Raw genomic sequence first — 21,665 nt, forward strand, 5'->3', positions numbered from 1 at the left:
TAAGATAATATAATTTTATTATTGAGTTTTTAATACCTATATTATATTTTCATTCAAATATTTTGATATAACTATGTTCAGGCACTTTTCTTAAAAAGAAAATCATTTTAGTTGGCTTTTCATCGACTTTTACTAAAGATGATTTCTTTAAAAAAGGGTACCTCTTTGTTACTATATTTTCATCATTTTCATTAACTAAATGATAACTATATAAGCCACATTTGTTCTTACTGTTACTTTTACAAATAACTTTTACTTTTTGAGTATTTTTATCGTAAAATACATCTAAATCTATTGTGTAACTTACTGGATGAGCAATACTAAAACTAACATAAAAAGCTAAAATTATTAAAACCCTATTCATTTGAAGCCCCTAAACAAAAATCATATTCACTTTTTTGAACATCTAATTTATTATGTGAATTTATTTCATTTAGTTTATATGCCATATAAATTTTCTCATCCATTGTACACATAGTAAACTCTTCACTTAACTTAACATCTATATCAAAACTCAAAGATACTCTTTTTGACTCAAACTTTACGTCTATATTTGAAGGTTTTATTTTATACTCTTCATCACTAGCAAGAAATATATTATAGTTATTAACTTCCAAACTTTTAAAATGAGTTTTTATAAACTCTTTTTTTTCATCTTCATCAAACTTTTTATTTGAATTTCTGTCAAAATCAAATAATAAAACCCTTGAATTCAATCTATCAAATAACCACTCATTTTTTATTTTCCCATCTTCAAATGAAATATTTGAATCTATAAAAAAATGTGGGTGGGCATATAAACTAATATATGCGAAAAATGCTGTTGTTAATAAAATCTTTTTCATACTAATAAAGCCACTCCTAAAACTATTAATAAAACAATTGCTCCATAAGTTAAAATATTCATATAACTTCTATAATTTCTAAATCTTTCATTTTTAATTTGTGTTGCTAATATTGCTGCTAAAGATATAGTAATTCCCATACCAATACTCATCGTTACAGCACTTAATACTCCCAAATTTATATATCCTAAAATCATAGAAAAAAGAACAATTGTCATAACACCAGGACAAGGAACAATTCCTATAGATAAACTAACAGCTAGAAGATTCTTACTTTTTAATCTTTGTAGCTTTTCTTCTTCATTTCTATCTTTTAGTGCCTCATAAAGTAAATATAAAGCAATTAAAATAATAAACACAGCTGATACTTTATACATATTTGCGTTTATTTCTTGGAAATATTTTGTTACTGCTCTTTGAAAAAAGAAATATAAAACACCTGTTATTAAAAGTGCTGATATAGTATGAATAACTGATGTTAAAAAACCTGCTTTAAAAGCCTCTTTTATTTTTGCTTCTTTTGCTAAAAAGTAACTTGCTATTACCATTTTCCCATGACCAGGACCTAGGGCATGAACTAAACCATAAACAAAAGATACAAATAAGATAGAGAAAAAAACCATACTCTCTCCACTTTCTAATCTATCAAAATAATCTGATATAAGTAAGTTTAACTCTTGCTGTTTTGAAACTATATAACTTAAAAAATTTCCATAATACTCCATTATCTTTCAACCTTTTGTAAATGTGTCATTTGACCTTTTTTTATAGCTTTATGAACATTAGTAGCTGGCTTAATATTTGTATCTCTTCCATATATATAACTTTGTTCATCAACAATAATCTTATATCCTTTATTTAACTGTAGTGCTCTTTTTTTGCTTGGAATTATTAGATGAGAAATGTCTTTTTTTAGCTTTTCAATCTCATCTTTTTTTAATTTCCATTCTTGCTTTAAAATAAGCTTTGGTTCTTCAAGTTTTAAGATTAAATCTTTTTCAATATTCTTTTTATCTTCTTGCCAATTTTGAACAAAAAACTTTTCCATAATCTCATCATTTGCTCTAAACTCATCCCCTGCATTATTAAGTTTCAAATATCTTACATACTCTGTTTGACCATCTTCTAAAACTCTATCTTTTACACCTTTTAAATCTTTTTTACTCCAGTGATACCAACCATAAGACATATCTTCATCTTCAAATTTTCTTTGAAATACAAAAGTTGAATCAGCAGTAACACCAATATTACTATGACAGCCCATACAATAAAGTGTTTCTTCATAAGTTTGAGGTCGCAAATCACCTTTTTTATCTTCTATAAAACCTTGGTAAAGCCAACCTCTTTTATTACTAAGCCCTATTTCCATATTTCCTAAATATCTATCAAGCCTATCAGGAAAATCATGTTTCTCTTTTATTTCTGCATAACCTGCATTTAAAAGTTGAGTATAGTTATTCCAATGATGTTTTTTTGCATATCTAAACTCTTTCATTCTAGAAGCCATTTTTACTTCATCATTTTTTATATCAAGATACCTAACTGTGTGAGCAAACTCTGTTCCAACAGGATATAAACCAGGTGCTATTTTAAGTTTCCCCTCTTCTAAAAGTTTTTTTGCTTCTCCCAAATATGACATAGAAAAACCTTTTAATCTATTTGTTTTAATATCAAACTTTGGAGTTTTCCAATGAAAAACTACTTCATTTGTAAAATCTAGTTTTTTATTTCGATTTAAATCAAAACCATATTTTCTTTCATCTACTGTTTTAATTTTTACTGTTTTTTGTTTTATCAAAGACTCAACTATTGCTAGATTAACTAAATAAAGTTCCTTATCAAATAAACCTTTTTCATTTATATAAAAACTTTTAGGAAGTCTAATAAGAACATCATCAAAGCTTCCATTTGTAGGCCAAAAAGTACCTAAAAAAGGATAATAAGCAAAAGCTCTCCAACCTGTATAACCTCCATTTATATTTTTATCAAAACCTTCTTCATCAAAATTAAAAGCTACATCAGGAATATAACCATCCCATTTACCATTTTCATTAAAATCCCAATTATTAGATAGATTTTTTAATTTATTTCCTAGAATGATTTTTCCATCTTCATTTTTATAATTATCTTCTTTTACATAAGCTAAAATCTCATCATCTAAAATAGTTTCTATCTGTTTTGTTCTATCTTTAAAAAGATTTAACCAAGGATTTTTTAATGCCTCTTGAGGAAAATCATAAGCCTCTTGTAAATCCTCGTCTGCCAAAGTAAAATTTGGCTCTTTGTTTTTTGTATGACAGCTAAAACATGGGTTATGTAAAATATTTTCATTTAAATCATTTACAGTTTTTGTATAACATTGACTCGAAATATATGCACTTTTATTATATAAATTTTTAGTTTTTAAATCTTTTGAATATGCAATATTTCCCATTAAAAATAAAGCTATAAAAAGAGTATATTTTTTATTCATCATTTGTCCTAATCGAAAATTTGTAAATTATAAAAGTTTAAAATTACAATTTAGTAACAATTTTTCTTATGGTCACTAAAAAAGGTTACTGTTACCTTTTTGTAATCAAAGCAAACTACAATTACATTAAGGAGAATATAAATGATAGATGTACAAAAAGAGATAGAAAAAAAGTTTCCAAATATAAATAAAAAGCAGAACTTTTTAAAAAAATCTTTATTTAAAATAGCTAGAAAAATAGTTCATGAAGACTCAATAAATCAGTTCTTATCAAAAAATGACCATCTAAAAGGTTTTGAATTTGTTGATGCAGTTTTAGACTATTTTGATTTTGACTACACTGTGTCAAGTAATGATTTACAAAATATCCCTAGTTCAGGAAAAGTGGTAATAATTGCTAACCATCCATTAGGTGGATTAGATGCACTTTGTTTATTAAGACTAATATCTCAAGTAAGAAAAGATGTAAAAATTGTTGCCAATGATTTTTTAGCAGGATTTGATGCTTTAAATTCACTTTTAATTCCAATTGATAATTACAAACTTAGACAATCAAAAAATGATATAAAAAAAATATATGAAGCTTTAAATAATGAAGAAGCTATTATTATTTTTCCAGCAGGAGAAGTCAGCCGTGCAACTTCAAAGGGTATAAAAGATCCAATATGGAGTAAAGGTTTTTTAAACTTTGCACAAAATACCAATGCTCCAATATTACCTATTTATTTAAATGCTAAAAACTCTAAGACTTTTTATACTGTTTCAGTTTTAAATAAAACTTTTTCAACTCTACTTTTATCAAATGAAATGTTCAAAAAGAAATCAAAAAGAATCAATATAAAAATTGGGGAGATTATTCCGAATGAAAATATCATACCAAAAGGTATAAATAAAAAGTTTTTAGTAAATTTATATAGAAAACACCTATATGCTCTAAAAAAGGGGAAAAAATCTTTTTTCCAAACTCAATCTGCAATTGCCCATCCCCAAAGAAGAGCTGATATTTTAAGTGAGCTTAAAAACTCACAATTAATAGGTGAAACAAAAGATGGAAAAGAAATCTATCTTTATGATTATACAGAAGACTCTGTTGTATTAAAAGAGTTAGGAAGACTTAGGGAAATATCTTTTAGAAAAGTTGGTGAAGGTATAAATAAAAAAAGAGATACAGACAAATTTGACATATATTACCAACATATTATTTTATGGGATAAAAACGATTTAGAAATAGTTGGTTCTTATAGAATTGGAAATTCTGATTTTATTTATAAAAACATTGGAGTAAAAGGTTTCTATTCAAATAAACTATTTAATTACAATGAGGATATGATACCATATTTACAAAATTCAATTGAACTTGGAAGAAGTTTTGTTCAACCTAAATATTGGGGTACAAGAGCTTTAGACTATCTATGGTATGGAATTGGAGCTTATCTTAAAAAGAATCCACAAATAAAATATATGTTTGGTCCTGTATCAATGAGTGCTTCTTTACCAAAAGTAGCCAGAGATATGATGGTTTATTATTATTCACATTACTTCAAATGTAAAAATACACCAGTAACAGCAAAACTTCCATATCAATACTCTACAAATATAAATGAAGTTAAAGAACTATTTGATTTAAATGATAAAAAAAGCGATTTTAAGTTTCTAAAATCAACTCTTTCAAATATGAATTGTGCAGTACCTACACTTTATAAACAATACTCAGATATTGCACAAGATGATGGTGTAAAATTTTGTGATTTTAATATAGATCAAGAGTTTGCTGATTGTATCGATGGGTTTATTATAGTCGAAGTAGCAAAAATAAAAGAGAGTGCTAGAAAAAGATATATAGATAAGGATTAGTCCTTATCTATATAAAATTAATCCAATCTACAATACATAACTTCATCAACAACTGATTTAGCTATTTGATCAGTTTCTACAATAATATGTTCTAAGTGTAAGCCTTCAAGTACTTTTTTATCTTGTTCACTTGTAACAGTTATAATAGTTTTTGCATTATGAGTTAACTCATCTACAGCATGACATATAAGCTGTAAGGCTTCTGGATTATTAACAGCAACAATAACAGCTGAAGCTTTTTTAATATTTACAGAATTTAATATATGTTTATGGGCAGCATTTCCAAATACAATTGGTTCACCACTTTGCTCACCCATTTTATAAAACTTCATATTATGTTCAATTACAACATAATCTTGTCCTAACATTTTTAATTCTTTTACAATTGATTGACCAAATCTTCCATATCCAAGTACTACAACGTGGTTTTGCTTATCTTCATCAACATGATGTGCTGAATTTATCATCATCACATCTTCTTTTATAAGTTTTGCTGCTGCTTTTGATAAATTCTTTAAAATTAATGGTGTTAAAACCATTGAAATTACAATAGTTACTATTAATATTTGAGAATAAGTAGGATCAACTAAATCCTGACTTCTAGCTAATTCTAAAATTGCTAGTGAAAACTCCCCTATTTGAATCAAAGATAAAGCTGTTTTAAAAGCAACTCTTTTATTATCTTCAAATCTTACAATTGTGTAGATAATAATATATTTTAATCCCATTAAAACTGGAAGTAAAAGTAAAATAATCCAAATATATTCAGCAATTACAGTAAAGTTTATTTGCATACCAACTGTAATAAAAAATACCCCAAGTAAAATATTTCTAAAAGGTATTAAGTCAGCTTCAACTTGGTGTTTAAATTTTGTTTCACTTATCATCATACCTGCTACAAATGCTCCAAGAGAATAAGTAAAACCAAAATAATGAGCCATATAAGAAGAACCAATTGCTAGTAAAAGAACTGAACCTACAAAAAGTTCATCTGTTTTTGTTTTTGAAACAAGTGTTAAAAAAGGTTCAAGTAAATATTTTCCTGAAACATAAAGAAGTGTTAATAAAATAAACGCTGCAATTAAAGTTTCAAATATCATATACCCTACACTTTTATCATCACCCATTGTAAAAAAAGATATCATAAGAAGAATAGGAATTACTGCAATATCTTGCATAATTAAGATACCTAAAACACGTCTACCATGAGGCCTATTTATTTCTTTCGTTTCATTAAAAGTTTTAAGTACAATAGCTGTAGAAGATAAAGCTAAAGCAGCTCCAATAATTACAGAAGTTTCAGTTGAAAGACCTATTACAAAATAACAAACTAAAAATACAAATACAGCAGTTACACTTATTTGTAAACTACCTGTAACAAAAACCTCTTTTTTCATCTTTTTTAAATGCTCTATTGAAAACTCTAATCCAATAGTAAACATTAAAAAAACAACCCCAAATTCAGCTATTTCTTTTAAAGTATGATTATTTACAGCATCATGAAGTTCAAAGGCATAAGCTATAATTGTCCCTGTAAAAATATATCCGATAATTGTAGGTAAATGAAATCTTTTTAAAATAAGATTTATTATTAATGCAATTGCAATTGTTGAGACAATAATCCCTAACATTTATATTCTCCTTTATTTATAGTGCATCTGCTTATAACCTTCAAGTCTTTTTTTATAAGCAGAGTTTAACATAGCATTTTTAGAATCTAAAAAATCAATGGCTAAACACTCTTGATTTCCTCTTCCAATTCTTCCTAAATATTGTACAAGTCTTCCATAATATGAGATTGGTGTTGCAAATAAAATTGTATTTAAATGTGGAAAATCAATTCCTTCACCAAAATATGAGGTTGTAGCTAAAATCAAAGAAGACTTACTAACTTTTTTCATATTTTCAACTTGTTCTTTTTTATTCATACTTCCATGGATGCTAACATATTCAATATTTTCATTATTTAACATATTTTCTAAAATATTAATATGCTCAATTCTATCTGTTAGAACTAAAATCTTTCTAGTTATATTATCTTTTATTTGCTGAATTATTAAGTTATTTCTCTCACCATCAAGGCAAAGTTCATTAATTATAGTAGCATAATTATCACCTTGACTTACAAAATTAGTTCTTACTATCTTTAGTTTGTTATTATGGGTTCTTTTTTTCTTATATTCATAAGCTACATCACCTAATTGCTGAAATAAAATTGGCTGCAAACCATCTTTTCTATTTGGTGTTGCACTTAAGCCTAAAAGATATTTTCCTTTGAAGTTTTTTATTATTTGTTCGAAAGTAACTGCTGGAATATGATGACATTCATCAACAATTACAAAAGAATAGTTATTTATTACCTCAGGAGAATTTTTCAAGCTTTGCATAGTTGCCACATCAATTATGCCATTTAGTTTGTTTTTACCTTTTCCTAAATAGCCTATATCTTTTTTATTATATTCAAAATAATCTACAAATCTTTCAATCCATTGATTTAAAAGCATATTCTTATTTACAACTATTATCGTACTAACTGCTCTTTTTTCAAACATTTTAGCACCCAATAAAGTCTTTCCAAAACCAGGAGGAGCAACACAAATAGAAAAATCTGTCTTCAAAATCTGTTTTATTGCCTCATCTTGCTCAGGTCTTAAAGTAAATTTTACTTTTTTTGTTTGTATTTGCTCATAGTGTCTTTTATCATCAAATGTATATTTAACTGCATTTTCATTAAAGAAATCAATAATTTTTGATTTAAGACCTCTTGGTAACATAAGATGAGTATCATCTTCTTCAAAACCTTGAATCATTCGAGGAGTATTATACAAAGGTTTTCTCAAACTTAATAATACTTTTATTTGAGGATTTTCAAAAGATGCAAAAGATTTTAGTTTATTTATTAAAGATTTTGATAGCTTAGCAGTTGGAATATAAATAAAATCAAATAAAACCATTTCAATCATATCAAGTGGAAACTCAATATTTCCAAAATCTTTTTCTTCATTAGCAGAAGTACTAACTTGAGAAAACTTATAAATAGTTTGTTTGTCTACTTTTAATGCACTATTTAAAACCATCCATTGGTCTTCATATATTTTATTTGTATTTGCATCTATAAAAACAGTTTTATTCTTTTTTCTATAATTTAAATGCAAAGGAAGTTCAAGACTATGTCCTAAGCTGGCTTTTGTAGCAAACTCTTTATTTGGATAAAGCTTAGCAGAAATATTTGCTTTTTTCATTATAAATTTACCAAAGTTATATACTATTTTTGAACTAACTGGCTCTTGAAAAAATATCCATGCTATTAAACTATTATAGGAATTCAATTCATAATAAGCTCTAATATTTAAAGAGTTTAATGCTATTTGTAATTTAAATTTATCTTCATCAAGTATTTCAAAAGCTATAAATTTAGAGTTGTTGTTTGAGTCTATACAATAAGTAGCTAAGTGAGATAAGCCTCTTAAGTGTGTTTCTATATCATGATTTGTTAAAGGAAGAAAATCTTCCCCTTTGAAAGTTTGAGTTACAGGATAAAAACCTTGTTTATTTCCATCTTTACTTATCCATTTTTTCGCATAAATATCACTTCTAGCTACAAATAAAGATTTAAAAATTTCTATTTTTTCATCTTTTGTAAAGTTTTTTTTCTGTTTTAGCTCTTCTTTAATTTGTTCTTCTAAAGCCTTAATCTCTTCTTCTATTTGCTTCTTTTGAGAATAAAGTGCTTCTAGTTTTATTTTAAGATTTTTCATGAGCAATTGCTGATGGACCAACTACAATATTATTGATTTTTTGTTCAATCTCATTATATCTACTTTTAAGCTCTGAATTTTTTCTAATTCCTCTTCCTTCAAACTTTCCCTTAGGGTCAATTATAAGTTCGTTATATCGCATTTCACCTATAACTCTACCCTCTTCTAAAATTTGAACTTCATTACAATCAATCTTACCATCAAAAAGACCATTTACTACTAAGTTATTAGCTTTAATATCTCCAATAACCTCACCTTCTGTTCCAATTGATATAACATCAGCTTCTAAAATAACACCTTCAAATTTTCCATCAATATGAACTGTACCTTTTGTACTAATACCACCAATTATACAAGTGCCTGCAGCAACTACTGTTGCTCCATTTGATGTTGATCCTTTATTAGACTTATTAAAGACTCCCATTGCACTCTCCTTTCACTTTTAAAGATGTAATTATAATTATTTAAATTCCATTTTATAAACTTTTTAGGATTTAAAACTTTATTTGCATATCTTACTTCATAATGTAAATGAGGACCTGAACTTCTACCTGAATTACCAGTAAGACCAATAATTTCACCTTTTTTTACAACTTGACCTACATTTACCATAGTTTTATTTAAATGAGCAAATACAGTTTTAAATCCAAAGTTATGACTTATTCTAATAACTCTACCATAAGAGCCTATATTTCTTGATTGTACATATTCTATAACACCATCAGCAGTAGCTCTAACTGGTGTTTTTTTATTTGCTGGTATATCTAAACCTCTATGAAACTGCCTTTTTTTAGTTATTGGATGAATTCTATAACCAAAACCTGAGGAAGTTGTAATTTTATCTAAAGGTTTTCCATTTGGAATAACCCTTAAGGTATATCTTTTTTTATTGATATTCATAGCTTCAAGAGTTTTTTTTGTAATTTCTTCTGTTGTAGCGTCTTTATCAACACCAATAATTGTATGAATTTCATCAAGCTTTGAACTTAACTCTTCGATATCATTTATTTTACTTTTTATTTGAATAGAATAAAACTTATTTTGTGCTACAAGTTTTTCTTCTTTTTGTGCCAATACTTTTAGCTGATTCTCTTTATCTTTTCTAACTTCATCAACTTCATTACTTAAATAAGATATAAAAGCAAAACTTCCAGTTAATATAAGAAGAATTGCTATAATAACAAATAAAAGTATTTTTTTTATAAACTGATGTAAATTATATGACTTAGTACCTTTTATATCCGAAACAGTAATTATTAATCTATTTTTCATTAAAACCAATCATTGATAGAAATTTCTCTACTACAAGAAAAGACCCAAAAACTAAATACTCTTTATCATCTTTTATTTCAATAGTTTGAAGATTTATTATATTTAAATCTTTTATAATTTTCAATAAATTATTTTTTTCAGCCATTCTTTTATCATCAATATCAATTATAGATATTTCTTTTATTATTGGTTTTAAGATTTTTAAAACTTCTTCATAATCTTTATCGGCATAAGAATTATATATCAAAGTAATTTTTTTATTTTTAAACTCTTCTTTTAAAACTCTTGCTGCAAGAGGATTATGTCCTACATCAATAGTTATATTAGATGCTATTTTTTGACATCTACCAAAAAGTTTTACGTCATCAAATAAAGAAATATCAATATCTATTTTAAGTTCCTCTAAACACTTTATAACTAAATGTAAATTTCTTTTTAAGTACGATGCAAATTTTTCATTTAGATTATATTTATCAAAATCTTTTACAAATTCTATATTTATATTTTTATTTCTTTCATCTTTAATTTGCTTTTGAACTTCAAAAGCACTTTGTTTTACTTCATCATGAATTTGATAGCCAACAAGCATTTTAGTATCAACTGAACGCATTTTTGTAATAGCTATTTTCTCAACACTATTTCCTAAAAAACTTTGATGGTCTAAATCAATAGTAGTAATTAAAGACAAATCATTTGGTACTACATTTGTAGCATCAAACTCACCACCAAGTCCAGCTTCTAAAACTAAATAATCCATATCTTTTGATAAGTAAATAGCTAGAAGTGTTGTGTATTCAAAATATGTAAGTTTTGAAAGTAAATCTACATCATATATATTTTGTAAAAAGTTATGAGCTTCAGTTAGCTTTTCATCACTTACATCACTTCCATCTATCCATATTCTTTCATTGAATTTCAATATATGAGGTGAGCTATAGTGTAATGTTTTATAATTTTTTTTATATAAATAATGAGATAAAAACCTTCCAGTACTTCCTTTTCCATTTGTTCCTACAATATGTATTACAAAAGGAAGTTTTATTTTTTGGCTTAGTATTTCCCAAGAATTTTTTACCGTACTAAAGTCTATCTTGTCATAATAAAGAGTTTTATACTTTAAAAACTCTTCTAAGTTAGCTTGCTTTAAATCAGTAGTCATAAAAACTACTTATCAAAAGATAAAACTGCTAACTTTGATAAAAATTCATCTAAAGCATCATTTGCAGCACTTTTAATAGCTTCAAATCTTTTAGTATCTGTAATTGTTGTACCATCGTCAATAGAGAAGTTATGTTCCCCCTCTAAAGATATATTTTTCACTTCTTCATTTACTTTGTTATACTGTATATTAAGCGTAACAAGGGCTCTATAAAGTTTATTATATCCCTCTTTATCATACTGTAACTCTTGCATATTAACTGAACCAATTTTAATTTTCATAATAGTATCAGCTAAAGCTTCATCATAAACTAAATTTGTATTTAATTTTTGAAGTAATACTTGATTTAGAGAATCTTTTATAATTACAGCATTTCTAGGGTCTTTTAAATCTACAAATAACTTTACAAAAACCTTTTGACCAATCTCTTTTTTAGCATAATATGTTGAGGGTTTGTATCCACATCCATTTAAAATAAAAGATGTAGATAATAAAGTGAAAAGTACAAATAGTACTTTCCTTAGATTATTCATACTTTTCATTATTCTTTATCCCTTTATAACTAAGTTTACTAATTTGTTTGGTACTACAATCTCTTTGATTATATCTTTACCTTCTAGCCATTTTGAAGCTTCTTCTTTTGCTTGGGCTAAAATATCTTCTTTTGAAGCATCAGGTGCTACTTCAATTTCTGCTCTTTTTTTACCATTGATTGTAACAGCAAGAGTAATTGAATCTAAAGCAAATACTTCTTCTTTTACTTCTAAAGAGTTGTTAAAGTTTTCTCTTTTAAATAAGCCGTTTGCTAAATCCCAACAAGCATGAGGAATAACAGGCTCTAAAATATTTGTAAGGATATAATATCCTTCTGCCCATACTGCTTCATTTTTTTGTGCTTGAAGTGCATTCATAGCTTCCATTGAAGCTGCAATTAAAGTATTGAAAGCATAAGTTTTTTCAAATACATCATTTGATTTTTGAAGTGCTTCATATACTTTTCTTCTTGCTTCTTTTTCTTCTTTTGATAATGATGAATGGTCAATATTTTTAAACTCTTCAATACCTTTAGCAGTTACATTAGTAGCTCTTTCATAGAATTTTTTGATGAATTTAAATGAACCTTCAACAGCAGAATCATTCCACTCTAATTCTTTTGTAGGAGGTGCAGCAAATAAAATAAACATTCTAGCTGTATCAGCTCCATATTTTTCTACGATTAAATCAGGATCAACTACATTTCCTTTAGATTTTGACATCTTAGCACCATCTTTAAGTACCATACCTTGAGTAAGTAGTCTTTTAAATGGCTCTCTTGAGTTTGTATATCCTAAATCATTTAATACTTTTGTAAAGAATCTTGCATATAAAAGGTGTAAGATAGCGTGTTCAATACCGCCAATATATTGATCAACATCCATCCAATAATCACTATCAGCTTTAGAAATACCCTGTTCATTCCAAACTTTTGGATTTGTAGCATATCTTAAGAAATACCAAGAAGACTGAACAAATGTATCTAAAGTATCAGTTTCTCTTACTGCTGGCTTTCCACAACAAGGACAAGTTGTATGTTTCCAAGTAGGATGTGTATCAAGTGGGTTACCTTCACCTGTGATTTCAACATCTTCTGGTAAAGCAATTGGTAAGTTCTCTGATTTTTCAGGAACTAATCCACAATCATCACAATGTACAAATGGAATAGGTGCTCCCCAATATCTTTGTCTTGAAACACCCCAATCTCTTAATTTATAATTTATTTTTTTAGTACCAATTGAGTTTTGTTCAAAATGATAAATGATAGCTTTTTTAGCTTTTGTATTTTTAAGCCCTGTAAAGCTTTCAGAATTTATAAGTTCACCTTCACCTGTAAAGGCTTCTGTTGGGTTTATCATCTCACCTTCTGGTGTATTTATAACTTGTTTTATAGGTAATGAATATTGAGATGCAAATTCAAAGTCTCTTTGATCGTGTGCAGGTACAGCCATAACTGCTCCACCACCATAAGATGCTAATACAAAATTAGCAACCCATACTGGAATTCTTTCTCCTGTTAATGGATGCATTACATCAATCTCTAAACTAACACCTTGTTTATCTTGTGTAGCTCTATCTCTTTCACTTACCTTTTGCATTTCTTTAATAGCTTTGATTTTGTTATCAGGAAGTAAGTTATTATCTACTATATATTTTACAATTGGATGTTCAGGTGCTAAAGCTGAGTATGAAACTCCATAAATAGTATCAGGTCTTGTTGTAAATACAGAGTATTTTTTAAATTCTCTATTTAATTTATATCTTGAGTCTTTTGATAATTCAAATTCAAACTCTAATCCTTCACTTCTTCCAATCCAATTTTCTTGCATTGTTAAAACCTGAGAAGGCCAAGTATCTTCTAAAGAAGATAAATCATCTAATAACTCTTGAGCATATTTAGTAATACCTACATAATAACCAGGCATCTCTTTTTGTACAACTTCTGTTCCACATCTCCAACAACAACCCTCTTCTAGTTGCTCATTTGCTAAAACTGTTAAGTCATGAGGACACCAGTTTACTGTAGTAGACTTTCTATATAAAAGTCCTTCTTCAAACATTTTTATAATAAACTCTTGTTCCCACTTTGTGTATAATTCATCAGATGTAGCAAATTCTCTTGTTTCGCTAAAAGATAAACCAAGTGCTTTAAGTTCATCTCTCATATAGTCAATATTTTCATAAGTCCATTTTTTAGGATGAAGTTTATGTTTAATAGCTGCATTTTCTGCTGGCATACCAAAACTATCCCATCCAATTGGATGTAAAACATTAAAATTTTCTTTTCTATAAAATCTAGCAAACGCATCACCTAAACAGTAATTTCTTACATGTCCCATGTGAATCCTACCACTTGGATATGGGAACATACTTAAGATATATTTTTTATCTTTTGTTTGCTCATCACTTGGTTCAAATGATTTATTTTCTGACCAAAAGTTTTGCCACTTTTGCTCAACTTGTTTTGAATTATACTCCATTAAAAGTCATCCTTGTCTTGAATTTTTGCACTCTCAATTAAGGCTAAAGCTATTGAGAAAACATTTGCTACTACTGCACCAATCGCTAAAGAAATTGCAAGAGGTAAGTCGTGCATAAAAGTTAATACCATAAATGCTGGAATTAGGTGTAAATCAGCAACTAACGAACTTGCTAACAACTCTGCTGCAAGAAGATTTCTAACTCCAATTTTTAAAATTGTTGAAATTACATTTACTCCTGCTGCAATAAATAATGCAATTGCATTTGGTTCATATAAAAAACCTGCTGTTGTAGTAAGTGACATTAGTGAAAAGAATATATAAGTAACTTTACCCCAATCCATTTTTATCCTTTTATAGTTGTACTATTTTAAATTTTAAACAAATATATTATCTAATAAAAGGTAAAAAATGGCTTTGTTGTTGATATTATGAATTATTTAAAAATCTATGTTTAAAACTTTTAATCATCATAATAAATAAGTAAAACATAATAATTTTTATAAAAATCTGCACCATTGTATATGGAGTGAATCCATTTATTTTATACTCAAAAGGGTTTATAATATTATGAAATAATAGATTAAAAGTCATATCATTTGTAATAATAAAATAGAAAATTAAAGCAATATACATAGTTAAGAAATAAAACTGATTTTTTTGCATTTGTATAATACTATAAACAAAATGCCATACGAAAAAAGTAACAAATACAGCTATTATAAACTCTCTAAAAATACCTTGTTCTACTTCAATCACATAAGTTCGAGAGTAGTCTAAAAACTTGTATTCAATAATAGAAGAAATGATTTCAAATACAAAAATCCAAGTAAGAGCTAAAAACCAATCTGTACCATTTCTTGAAGTAAGATCATTGAATTGATACAAAAATCCTTGTTTGTTTGTTTTCATAATTAACTCCGGTTTATAATCTATAAATATAAGATATGTATTTTATATAAAATTTCTTTAAAGCCCAATATTATGGGCTTAGTAATTTTATATGTTATTGACTATTTTCTTCTTGTGTTTTGTCTTATTGAGATAATAAATTGGTAGATTAAGTATGCTATAACAATTTTATAAATTAATATTCCAAAAGATAGTTTATGTAATCCTGTCATTATGGAAAAAGGATTAATCATATTTGAAAAGTAATACAAAGAGTAATCTTTAGTTAAATAAAAGTAAAAAATCAATTCAATAATAAATACAAATATAAATAGTGCTGATATATGCCACTTTTTATCAATAATTCCAAAAATAAAAATTGTAAATAAAATCAGTAATATTATATAAATCCATCCATAGAATAAACTATATATACGCATAAATATAGACTCTATATTCTCAAATTTTACTGACAATTCTACAATACAGTAAATATCTAAAGATAATGCTGACGATAAAAAAGTAAAAGATACAAGCCAAAATAAACATAATGACCAACTTTGAGAATGATTTGAAAAAATCTTGTGAAATAAAAAAATTAACATTTCAAAAAAATCATTATCATTTCTATTTTTTAGTTTAAAAAGTTCATTAAGTCTTTTATCCATTTCTAATTTATAAAATTTATTAGCTTCAATTGTATTATTTTGATTATCAAAAAAACTTTTTATAATACGTGCAGTTTCTCTATTTTTCACCTTAATATCTTTTATTTTCCCTTTTTTTTCTTTAGTATTAACATCTGTTTTTCGTTTTTCGGATGTTATGTCTAAAAAATTTGCATCATCATCAAAAATTGTATTTCTTAAATCAAAAAAATAAGGTTTTTTTATTACGGTATCTCTAAAAATTGCTTTTCCTATAAACTTAGTATATTTAAAATCAACATCACAATTAAAAACTACTTCACTAAATATAGAAATACTTTTAAAATCTGTTCTTTCAAAGTCTGCATTATTAAATACTGATTGATAGAAATCTGCAAGGTCTTCAAATTTTGTATTGTAAAAATTTGCTTCTTCTATTTCACAAAATTGAATCTTAACTTTTGTACCTTTTAAAAAAGTGCTGTTTTTAAAACTTAGATAATTAATTTTTAGTAAATCATTCTCGGTTTCTCTATTTTCATTATTCAGTATAAAATCAATAGGAATATCACAATTAATTAATTCAATTGAATCAATTCTATTTTTTACTTTAAGTTTTTTAAAAAGTCTTGACTTAAACGTTATTCCTTCACAATAAATCTTTTTAATTTCAGTATTATAAAATAATACTTTATTAAAAATACGTTTTTCTTCTGAAATATTTTTAAAATATATTTCATTTATTATACAGTCATCATATAATGCTTCTTCAAAATTTATTAATTCATATCTACCTATAAATTTACATTCAATAAATTCCACTTTAGATAATTTTTCTAATACTTTAATATAATCAAATTTTTCTAATGAGAATATATAGTTTTTTAATTTAATTTTTTTATCTTTTAAAACTTCTACTAAAATTTCATCTAATGGTTCATCAAGTGAAAATTCTGACTTCATTGATTCTTCAATTTCATTCATTAAACTATTATTTTCAATATTTCCAATATTTTCTAATTTTTCTTTATAATCTATAGGATCACCTAAATTTAAACGAAACTCACTATTAATATGATCAAATTTTTCTATACTATTGGTTAAATTAATACTCAAACACTTTTCTAATCTTACTTTTATCCATATATTTTTTATTTGATTAAAAATATCTTCTTCTAAAGTTTCTTTAGTTACTTCTTTCATTTTTTCTCTTTAGTATTTAAATAATTGTTTACATTTTATCTTTTTACTCTTATTAGTAGTTTTCTTTATATTCTTTTTTTAAAAAAAAGAAACAAAAAACCGTGAACAGGGTTTGTAAATAACTAAAAAATATATTGGAATGCTCACATTTAAAGTTTAAATTTTTATGATTAACTACAAATTAAAAGGAAAAGCCTAGCTTCCAAACAAAAATAAAATATGCAATTACAAATAAAATATAACTAATCAAATTCATGTTTTTCCTTTCAAATCTTTTATTTTAAAACCATTATAAAATAAGTTTATAGCCTTGTTATAGCCCATAAATAGCTTTAATGTAGCCATAAAAAAAGGGAAAGAGTAAAAACTCTTTCCCTTTTTAGAATCAGATAATAAAGAACTAAACTGTACCTTGCTCGTACATAGCTCTTAATTTATCTTTTTCTTTTTGTTTTTTTAATTTTTCTGCTTCTTTAGCTCTAAAATCATTTATTGAGAATTTTAACTGAACTAAGAAAGATGCTGCAATAAATATAGATGAATAAGTACCAACTACTACACCAACAAGCATTGTAAATGCGAATCCATTGATGATTTCTCCACCAAATAAATAAAGGGTAATAACAACAAAGAATGTTGTTAATGAAGTAAGAGTTGTTCTTGAAAGTGTTCTACTTACTGACTCATTTACAACCTTATCAAGGACTGTTTCTTTAGATGTTTGTACACCCTCTCTAATTCTATCAAATACAATAATTGTATCATTTAGTGAATACCCAAGGATTGTAAGAATAGCTGCTAAAATGTCTAAGTTTACTTCAACTCCTACAAGAGCAATTGCTCCAAGAGCTATAGTAACATCATGTGCTAAAGCTAAGATTGAAGCAACTGCAAATCTCCACTCAAATCTAAATGACACATAAGCTAAAATAATAAGTAAAGATAAACCTAAAGCCATAAGACCTTTTTCCCTTAACTCATCACCAACTTTTGGCCCAACCATATCAACTCTTCTTACTTCAAAGTTTCCTGTTGAATCCAAAATTTTGTGCATTTCATCGCCAATATCATTTGCTAAATTAGAAGAAGTTCCTGTAATTCTAATCACTACTTCTTGAGGACTACCAAATTCTGTAATTGATGAACCTTTATATTTAGTTTCATTTAATACATTTCTGATTTTATCAATAGGAGCTTTTTGCTCATATTGAACTTGAACTAAAGTACCACCAGCAAAGTCAATACCAAAATTAAGCCCTTTAGTAAATAGTATTACAAGTGAAGCAATAACAAGAATTGAAGAAATCCCTAAAAAAGGAAGTCTTTTACCCATAAAATTATGTATTTTATCTGATTTAAAAAATTCCATTATTTAACTCCAAACCATTTTTTTAAGTCTTTATCTTTTGAAATTTTACTAGCTAAAGCTTCATAAATACCATGCGTACCTAAAATAGCTGTTAACATTGAAGCTAAAATACCAATAGAAATAGTAATAGCAAATCCTTTAATAGGACCTGTACCATAAGCATATAAGATTACAGCAACTAATAAAGTAGTAATATTTGCATCTAAAATAGCTCTCATTGCATTTGAATAACCATCTTCAATTGCTTTAGCTACTGATACACCTTGTTTTAATAGTTCTCTAATTCTTTCACCAATAATTACATTGGCATCAACTGCCATACCTACAGTTAATACAATACCTGCCATACCAGGAAGAGTAAGAGTTGCTCCAAACATCGCCATTACTGAAATGATAATAAATATATTAGTTACAAGTGCAACATTAGCAATAATACCAGCTCTTCTATAGTAAATAATCATAAAAATAAATACGATTATAAAACCAGAAACTAATGCAATAGTTGAAGCTTTAATAGAATCAGCACCTAAAGATGGCCCAACACTTCTTTTTTCAAGTAATTTTACAGTTGCAGGTAAAGCACCACTTCTTAAAGCAATAGCTACATTTCCTGCTTCTTGAACAGTAAAACCACCAGAAATTTGACCACTTCCACCACCAATTCTTTCTCTAATATTTGGAGCTGAATAAACTTTTCCATCTAAAACAACAGCTAATCTTTTTCCTACATTTTTACCTGTAAAATCACCAAAGATTCTAGCTCCACTTGAATTAAGTGTAAAGTTAATAATTGCTTGATTAGATTGATCAAAAGCAACTTGTGCGTCTATTACTTGGCTACCATTTAAAATTGGTATTTCTTTTACTAGATATTTAACAGCTGCATTTTTAGTATCTTCTAAAATAATATCACCATATTCAGCTGCTTGTGCATCACTCATAGTATATACTTGATCTGCTCTTTGCTCATCAACTGCCATAAGTTCTAGGTTTGCAGGTTTTGAGATAAGTTCTCTTGCAGCTTTTTCATCTTCTGCTGTTTTAATACCTGGTAACTGAACAACAATATCAGTAGCACCTTGTCTAACAACAGTAGGTTCTGCTAATCCAAACTGATCAAGCCTATTTCTTATAGTCTCTACTGCTTGAGATACTGATAAGTCTTTTGTTCTTTCAATTTCTTCACTTGTTAGTTTTACAGTATAATCTGTATTTACTTTTGAAATTTGTAAACCTTTTATTTTGGCTAACATTTCATCCATTCTTGGTAATTCATCAGGGTCTAAAACTGTAAATTTAACAGATTCAGTATCAAGAGATAAGCCATCAATTAATAAATCTTCATCTTCTGCAAAGTATTTAATTGATGTTGCAATTGTTTTTATTTTTGATGTTACTGCTTCATGTGTATTAACACCTAAAAGCATGTGCAATCCACCTTGTAAATCAAGTCCTAATGAGATTTTTTTACCGCTGTCTGTTTGCATAAGTGAAGGAATTGAAAAAACAACACCAAAAATAATACTTAATGCAAATATAATAAGTCTATAATTAAAGATTTTCAATCTTAATCCTTAGTAAGGTTTTTTTGATTTTAAAGATAAAACATGTAAGAAACTTACATGTCTTAAAAAAAAGATTTTTAGTCTTCTATAAGTTTAGCTACGAACTCTCTGATTAATTTCATTTCAGTTCCATCACTATTTTTTACTACAAAGTAGTCATCTTCTACTTTAGTAACTTCTACCATTAAGCCTCCATTTGTTACAATCTTATCACCTTTTTTAAGATTATTAACCATTTCTTTATGCTGTTTAGCTTGTTTTTGTTGTGGTCTTATAATCAAAAAGTAAAAAATTGCAAATAATGCAACAAGGGGTAGTAATGAGCTTATTAAATCAGCACTTGAACCTTCCATCAAAATTCCTTTTCAAAAGTAGTTTAGTATGTTTTTAGTAAAACGCGATAATTCTAACAAAAACTTTATAATAAAAGGCTTCATTACATCTATATTATTAAGCGCTTTTATATACTTAAGTCATTTTAATATTGAATATCTTGCCTTAAATTCTATTTTAGGTGTTTTAGCTATTTATTTTTTAGTAACAATTCCTAGAAAATCACTTTTTATTACAGGTTTTTCTACAGGAATTTTTTGGTTTTATTGGATTGGAATATCCCTTCAATATTATGAGCTTACATACCTAATACCAGTGCTTTTAATTGTTATTGGGATAGGATATGGTTTATTATTTTTACTATTAGGACTAATAAATAATATAATCTATAGAGTGATTGCCATATTTGCATTTACTTTTATTACACCATTTGGTTTTAATTGGATGAAATTTGAACTTTTATTTATTGATTCATATTTTAATACTTCTAAAGAGAGTTTTGCACTAATTTTAGCAGCAATATTAATCATTTCACAATTAAAAAGATTAAAAATACTTGCACTAATTCCTCTTTTTATTGCCTTTGAAATGCCCCATGGAAAAATTATTGATAATCCAAACTTAGATATTTATATGCCACAATTGAATCTTTCCCAAGAATTAAAATGGAAAAAAGAAAACAGAGCTAATATTATAGATAAAAACCTAAATATAATAGAAAATGCTATTTCTTTAAATAAGGATTTAGTAGTTTTACCTGAGACATCAATACCTACTGTTTTAAATAATCAAAGGGAATTATTTAAGTATCTAAAAGAGCTATCTTTAGATATAAATATTTTCACAGGAGCTTTATATCTTGAAAATAATCAAATTTATAATGCAACATATTTATTTTCAAAAGGTGAAGTACAAATTGCTAAGAAAGTTGTTTTAGTACCTTTTGGAGAAGAAATTCCTCTACCAAAGTTTTTTGTGGATTTAATCAATAATACTTTTTATGGTGGTGCTCAAGATTATGCTAAGGCAACTAATCCTACTGATTTTACAATAAATGAAACAAAAATAAGAAATGCCATTTGTTATGAGGCAACAACTGATAAAATATTTGAAAACTTAGGTGATACAAAATATATGATTGCTATTTCAAATAATGCTTGGTTTACTCCATCAATAGAACCAACATTACAAAAACTACTTATGAAATATTATGCAAAAAAATATAATGTAACTATTTATCATGTTGTAAATGGAAGTAAAAACTATATAATAAGACCCTGAT

19 protein-coding genes are annotated in these 21,665 nt (G+C 26.7%); 2 read left to right on the top strand and 17 right to left on the bottom strand.

What is annotated here, in order from left to right:
- Positions 1–49: 49 nt before the first annotated feature.
- The 4 genes from ACH5BH_RS04515 to ACH5BH_RS04530 are packed head-to-tail and all read right to left on the bottom strand — an operon-like array spanning position 50 to position 3,318.
- Positions 50–364 (bottom strand): hypothetical protein, encoded by a 315-nt coding sequence (locus ACH5BH_RS04515; protein WP_423297594.1) that lies wholly within the window; start codon positions 362–364, stop codon positions 50–52.
- Positions 357–845 (bottom strand): DUF1007 family protein, encoded by a 489-nt coding sequence (locus ACH5BH_RS04520; RefSeq protein ID WP_423297595.1) that lies wholly within the window; start codon positions 843–845, stop codon positions 357–359. Before ACH5BH_RS04520 ends, ACH5BH_RS04515 begins: the two co-directional genes overlap by 8 nt.
- On the bottom strand, positions 842–1,570 hold the full coding sequence (locus tag ACH5BH_RS04525; RefSeq protein WP_423297596.1) for a nickel/cobalt transporter: 729 nt from the start codon (positions 1,568–1,570) through the stop codon (positions 842–844). Before ACH5BH_RS04525 ends, ACH5BH_RS04520 begins: the two co-directional genes overlap by 4 nt.
- Positions 1,570–3,318 carry an Aq_1262 family (lipo)protein gene (locus ACH5BH_RS04530; protein WP_423297597.1) on the bottom strand — a complete coding sequence of 583 codons (1,749 nt, stop codon included), beginning with the start codon at positions 3,316–3,318 and terminating at the stop codon, positions 1,570–1,572. Before ACH5BH_RS04530 ends, ACH5BH_RS04525 begins: the two co-directional genes overlap by 1 nt.
- Before the next feature lie 141 nt (positions 3,319–3,459).
- Between ACH5BH_RS04530 and olsF the strand changes: the two genes are divergently transcribed.
- Complete coding sequence (gene olsF / locus ACH5BH_RS04535; RefSeq protein WP_423297598.1) at positions 3,460–5,172, top strand: bifunctional ornithine lipid synthase OlsF; 1,713 nt, start codon at positions 3,460–3,462, stop codon at positions 5,170–5,172.
- 17 nt (positions 5,173–5,189) lie between these two features.
- Here olsF and ACH5BH_RS04540 read toward each other — a convergent pair whose 3' ends face one another.
- The 13 genes from ACH5BH_RS04540 to yajC all read right to left on the bottom strand — a co-directional run bounded on the left by ACH5BH_RS04540 (position 5,190) and on the right by yajC (position 20,403).
- Positions 5,190–6,803: a cation:proton antiporter gene (locus ACH5BH_RS04540; protein WP_404307448.1), complete on the bottom strand. Its 1,614-nt coding sequence runs from the start codon at positions 6,801–6,803 to the stop codon at positions 5,190–5,192.
- Positions 6,804–6,815: 12 nt separating this feature from the next.
- Entirely contained in the window at positions 6,816–8,930 is a 2,115-nt protein-coding gene (locus tag ACH5BH_RS04545; RefSeq protein ID WP_423297599.1) for a TOTE conflict system archaeo-eukaryotic primase domain-containing protein, read from the bottom strand.
- Positions 8,917–9,354 (bottom strand): bactofilin family protein, encoded by a 438-nt coding sequence (locus tag ACH5BH_RS04550; RefSeq protein ID WP_423297600.1) that lies wholly within the window; start codon positions 9,352–9,354, stop codon positions 8,917–8,919. Before ACH5BH_RS04550 ends, ACH5BH_RS04545 begins: the two co-directional genes overlap by 14 nt.
- Positions 9,300–10,202 (bottom strand): M23 family metallopeptidase, encoded by a 903-nt coding sequence (locus tag ACH5BH_RS04555; RefSeq protein WP_423297601.1) that lies wholly within the window; start codon positions 10,200–10,202, stop codon positions 9,300–9,302. The genes ACH5BH_RS04550 and ACH5BH_RS04555 overlap by 55 nt, the downstream gene beginning before the upstream one ends.
- Positions 10,192–11,361 carry a bifunctional folylpolyglutamate synthase/dihydrofolate synthase gene (locus ACH5BH_RS04560; RefSeq protein WP_423297602.1) on the bottom strand — a complete coding sequence of 390 codons (1,170 nt, stop codon included), beginning with the start codon at positions 11,359–11,361 and terminating at the stop codon, positions 10,192–10,194. The genes ACH5BH_RS04555 and ACH5BH_RS04560 overlap by 11 nt, the downstream gene beginning before the upstream one ends.
- Before the next feature lie 5 nt (positions 11,362–11,366).
- Positions 11,367–11,903: an LPS assembly lipoprotein LptE gene (lptE, locus tag ACH5BH_RS04565; protein ID WP_404307458.1), complete on the bottom strand. Its 537-nt coding sequence runs from the start codon at positions 11,901–11,903 to the stop codon at positions 11,367–11,369.
- Between the two features lie 6 nt (positions 11,904–11,909).
- A complete protein-coding gene (leuS, locus tag ACH5BH_RS04570) occupies positions 11,910–14,375 on the bottom strand; it encodes a leucine--tRNA ligase (protein WP_423297603.1) in 2,466 nt (821 codons plus the stop codon).
- Positions 14,375–14,719, bottom strand: a complete 345-nt coding sequence (locus ACH5BH_RS04575) for a DUF6394 family protein (RefSeq protein ID WP_404307462.1) — start codon at positions 14,717–14,719, stop codon at positions 14,375–14,377. Before ACH5BH_RS04575 ends, leuS begins: the two co-directional genes overlap by 1 nt.
- A gap of 85 nt (positions 14,720–14,804) precedes the next feature.
- Entirely contained in the window at positions 14,805–15,287 is a 483-nt protein-coding gene (locus tag ACH5BH_RS04580; protein ID WP_404307464.1) for a hypothetical protein, read from the bottom strand.
- A 101-nt stretch (positions 15,288–15,388) separates the two neighbouring features.
- Positions 15,389–17,116 carry a pentapeptide repeat-containing protein gene (locus ACH5BH_RS04585; protein ID WP_423297604.1) on the bottom strand — a complete coding sequence of 576 codons (1,728 nt, stop codon included), beginning with the start codon at positions 17,114–17,116 and terminating at the stop codon, positions 15,389–15,391.
- A 400-nt stretch (positions 17,117–17,516) separates the two neighbouring features.
- Positions 17,517–18,485: a protein translocase subunit SecF gene (gene secF, locus ACH5BH_RS04590; RefSeq protein ID WP_404307468.1), complete on the bottom strand. Its 969-nt coding sequence runs from the start codon at positions 18,483–18,485 to the stop codon at positions 17,517–17,519.
- Positions 18,485–20,050, bottom strand: coding sequence for a protein translocase subunit SecD (secD, locus tag ACH5BH_RS04595; RefSeq protein ID WP_404307470.1), 1,566 nt, complete (start codon positions 20,048–20,050; stop codon positions 18,485–18,487). Before secD ends, secF begins: the two co-directional genes overlap by 1 nt.
- A gap of 77 nt (positions 20,051–20,127) precedes the next feature.
- Entirely contained in the window at positions 20,128–20,403 is a 276-nt protein-coding gene (yajC, locus tag ACH5BH_RS04600; protein ID WP_404307472.1) for a preprotein translocase subunit YajC, read from the bottom strand.
- A 28-nt stretch (positions 20,404–20,431) separates the two neighbouring features.
- Here yajC and ACH5BH_RS04605 point away from each other — a divergent pair, with 28 nt between their 5' ends.
- Complete coding sequence (locus tag ACH5BH_RS04605) at positions 20,432–21,664, top strand: apolipoprotein N-acyltransferase (protein WP_423297605.1); 1,233 nt, start codon at positions 20,432–20,434, stop codon at positions 21,662–21,664.
- Position 21,665: the final 1 nt, after the last annotated feature.

The organism is Arcobacter rhizosphaerae (genome assembly GCF_049472155.1).
Taxonomy (GTDB): domain Bacteria; phylum Campylobacterota; class Campylobacteria; order Campylobacterales; family Arcobacteraceae; genus Arcobacter_B.

Excerpts from the sequence above, each read along its gene's own strand:
- ACH5BH_RS04530 (WP_423297597.1), bottom strand. The coding sequence starts at position 3,318 with ATGAATAAAAAATATACTCTTTTTATAGCTTTATTTTTAATGGGAAAT.
- ACH5BH_RS04585 (WP_423297604.1), bottom strand. The coding sequence starts at position 17,116 with ATGAAAGAAGTAACTAAAGAAACTTTAGAAGAAGATATTTTTAATCAA.
- leuS (WP_423297603.1), bottom strand. The coding sequence starts at position 14,375 with ATGGAGTATAATTCAAAACAAGTTGAGCAAAAGTGGCAAAACTTTTGG.
- olsF (WP_423297598.1), top strand. The coding sequence starts at position 3,460 with ATGATAGATGTACAAAAAGAGATAGAAAAAAAGTTTCCAAATATAAAT.
- ACH5BH_RS04515 (WP_423297594.1), bottom strand. The coding sequence starts at position 364 with ATGAATAGGGTTTTAATAATTTTAGCTTTTTATGTTAGTTTTAGTATT.
- ACH5BH_RS04525 (WP_423297596.1), bottom strand. The coding sequence starts at position 1,570 with ATGGAGTATTATGGAAATTTTTTAAGTTATATAGTTTCAAAACAGCAA.
- ACH5BH_RS04580 (WP_404307464.1), bottom strand. The coding sequence starts at position 15,287 with ATGAAAACAAACAAACAAGGATTTTTGTATCAATTCAATGATCTTACT.
- ACH5BH_RS04575 (WP_404307462.1), bottom strand. The coding sequence starts at position 14,719 with ATGGATTGGGGTAAAGTTACTTATATATTCTTTTCACTAATGTCACTT.
- yajC (WP_404307472.1), bottom strand. The coding sequence starts at position 20,403 with ATGGAAGGTTCAAGTGCTGATTTAATAAGCTCATTACTACCCCTTGTT.
- ACH5BH_RS04560 (WP_423297602.1), bottom strand. The coding sequence starts at position 11,361 with ATGACTACTGATTTAAAGCAAGCTAACTTAGAAGAGTTTTTAAAGTAT.
- ACH5BH_RS04540 (WP_404307448.1), bottom strand. The coding sequence starts at position 6,803 with ATGTTAGGGATTATTGTCTCAACAATTGCAATTGCATTAATAATAAAT.
- ACH5BH_RS04545 (WP_423297599.1), bottom strand. The coding sequence starts at position 8,930 with ATGAAAAATCTTAAAATAAAACTAGAAGCACTTTATTCTCAAAAGAAG.
- lptE (WP_404307458.1), bottom strand. The coding sequence starts at position 11,903 with ATGAAAAGTATGAATAATCTAAGGAAAGTACTATTTGTACTTTTCACT.
- ACH5BH_RS04520 (WP_423297595.1), bottom strand. The coding sequence starts at position 845 with ATGAAAAAGATTTTATTAACAACAGCATTTTTCGCATATATTAGTTTA.
- ACH5BH_RS04550 (WP_423297600.1), bottom strand. The coding sequence starts at position 9,354 with ATGGGAGTCTTTAATAAGTCTAATAAAGGATCAACATCAAATGGAGCA.
- secF (WP_404307468.1), bottom strand. The coding sequence starts at position 18,485 with ATGGAATTTTTTAAATCAGATAAAATACATAATTTTATGGGTAAAAGA.
- ACH5BH_RS04605 (WP_423297605.1), top strand. The coding sequence starts at position 20,432 with ATGTTTTTAGTAAAACGCGATAATTCTAACAAAAACTTTATAATAAAA.
- ACH5BH_RS04555 (WP_423297601.1), bottom strand. The coding sequence starts at position 10,202 with ATGAAAAATAGATTAATAATTACTGTTTCGGATATAAAAGGTACTAAG.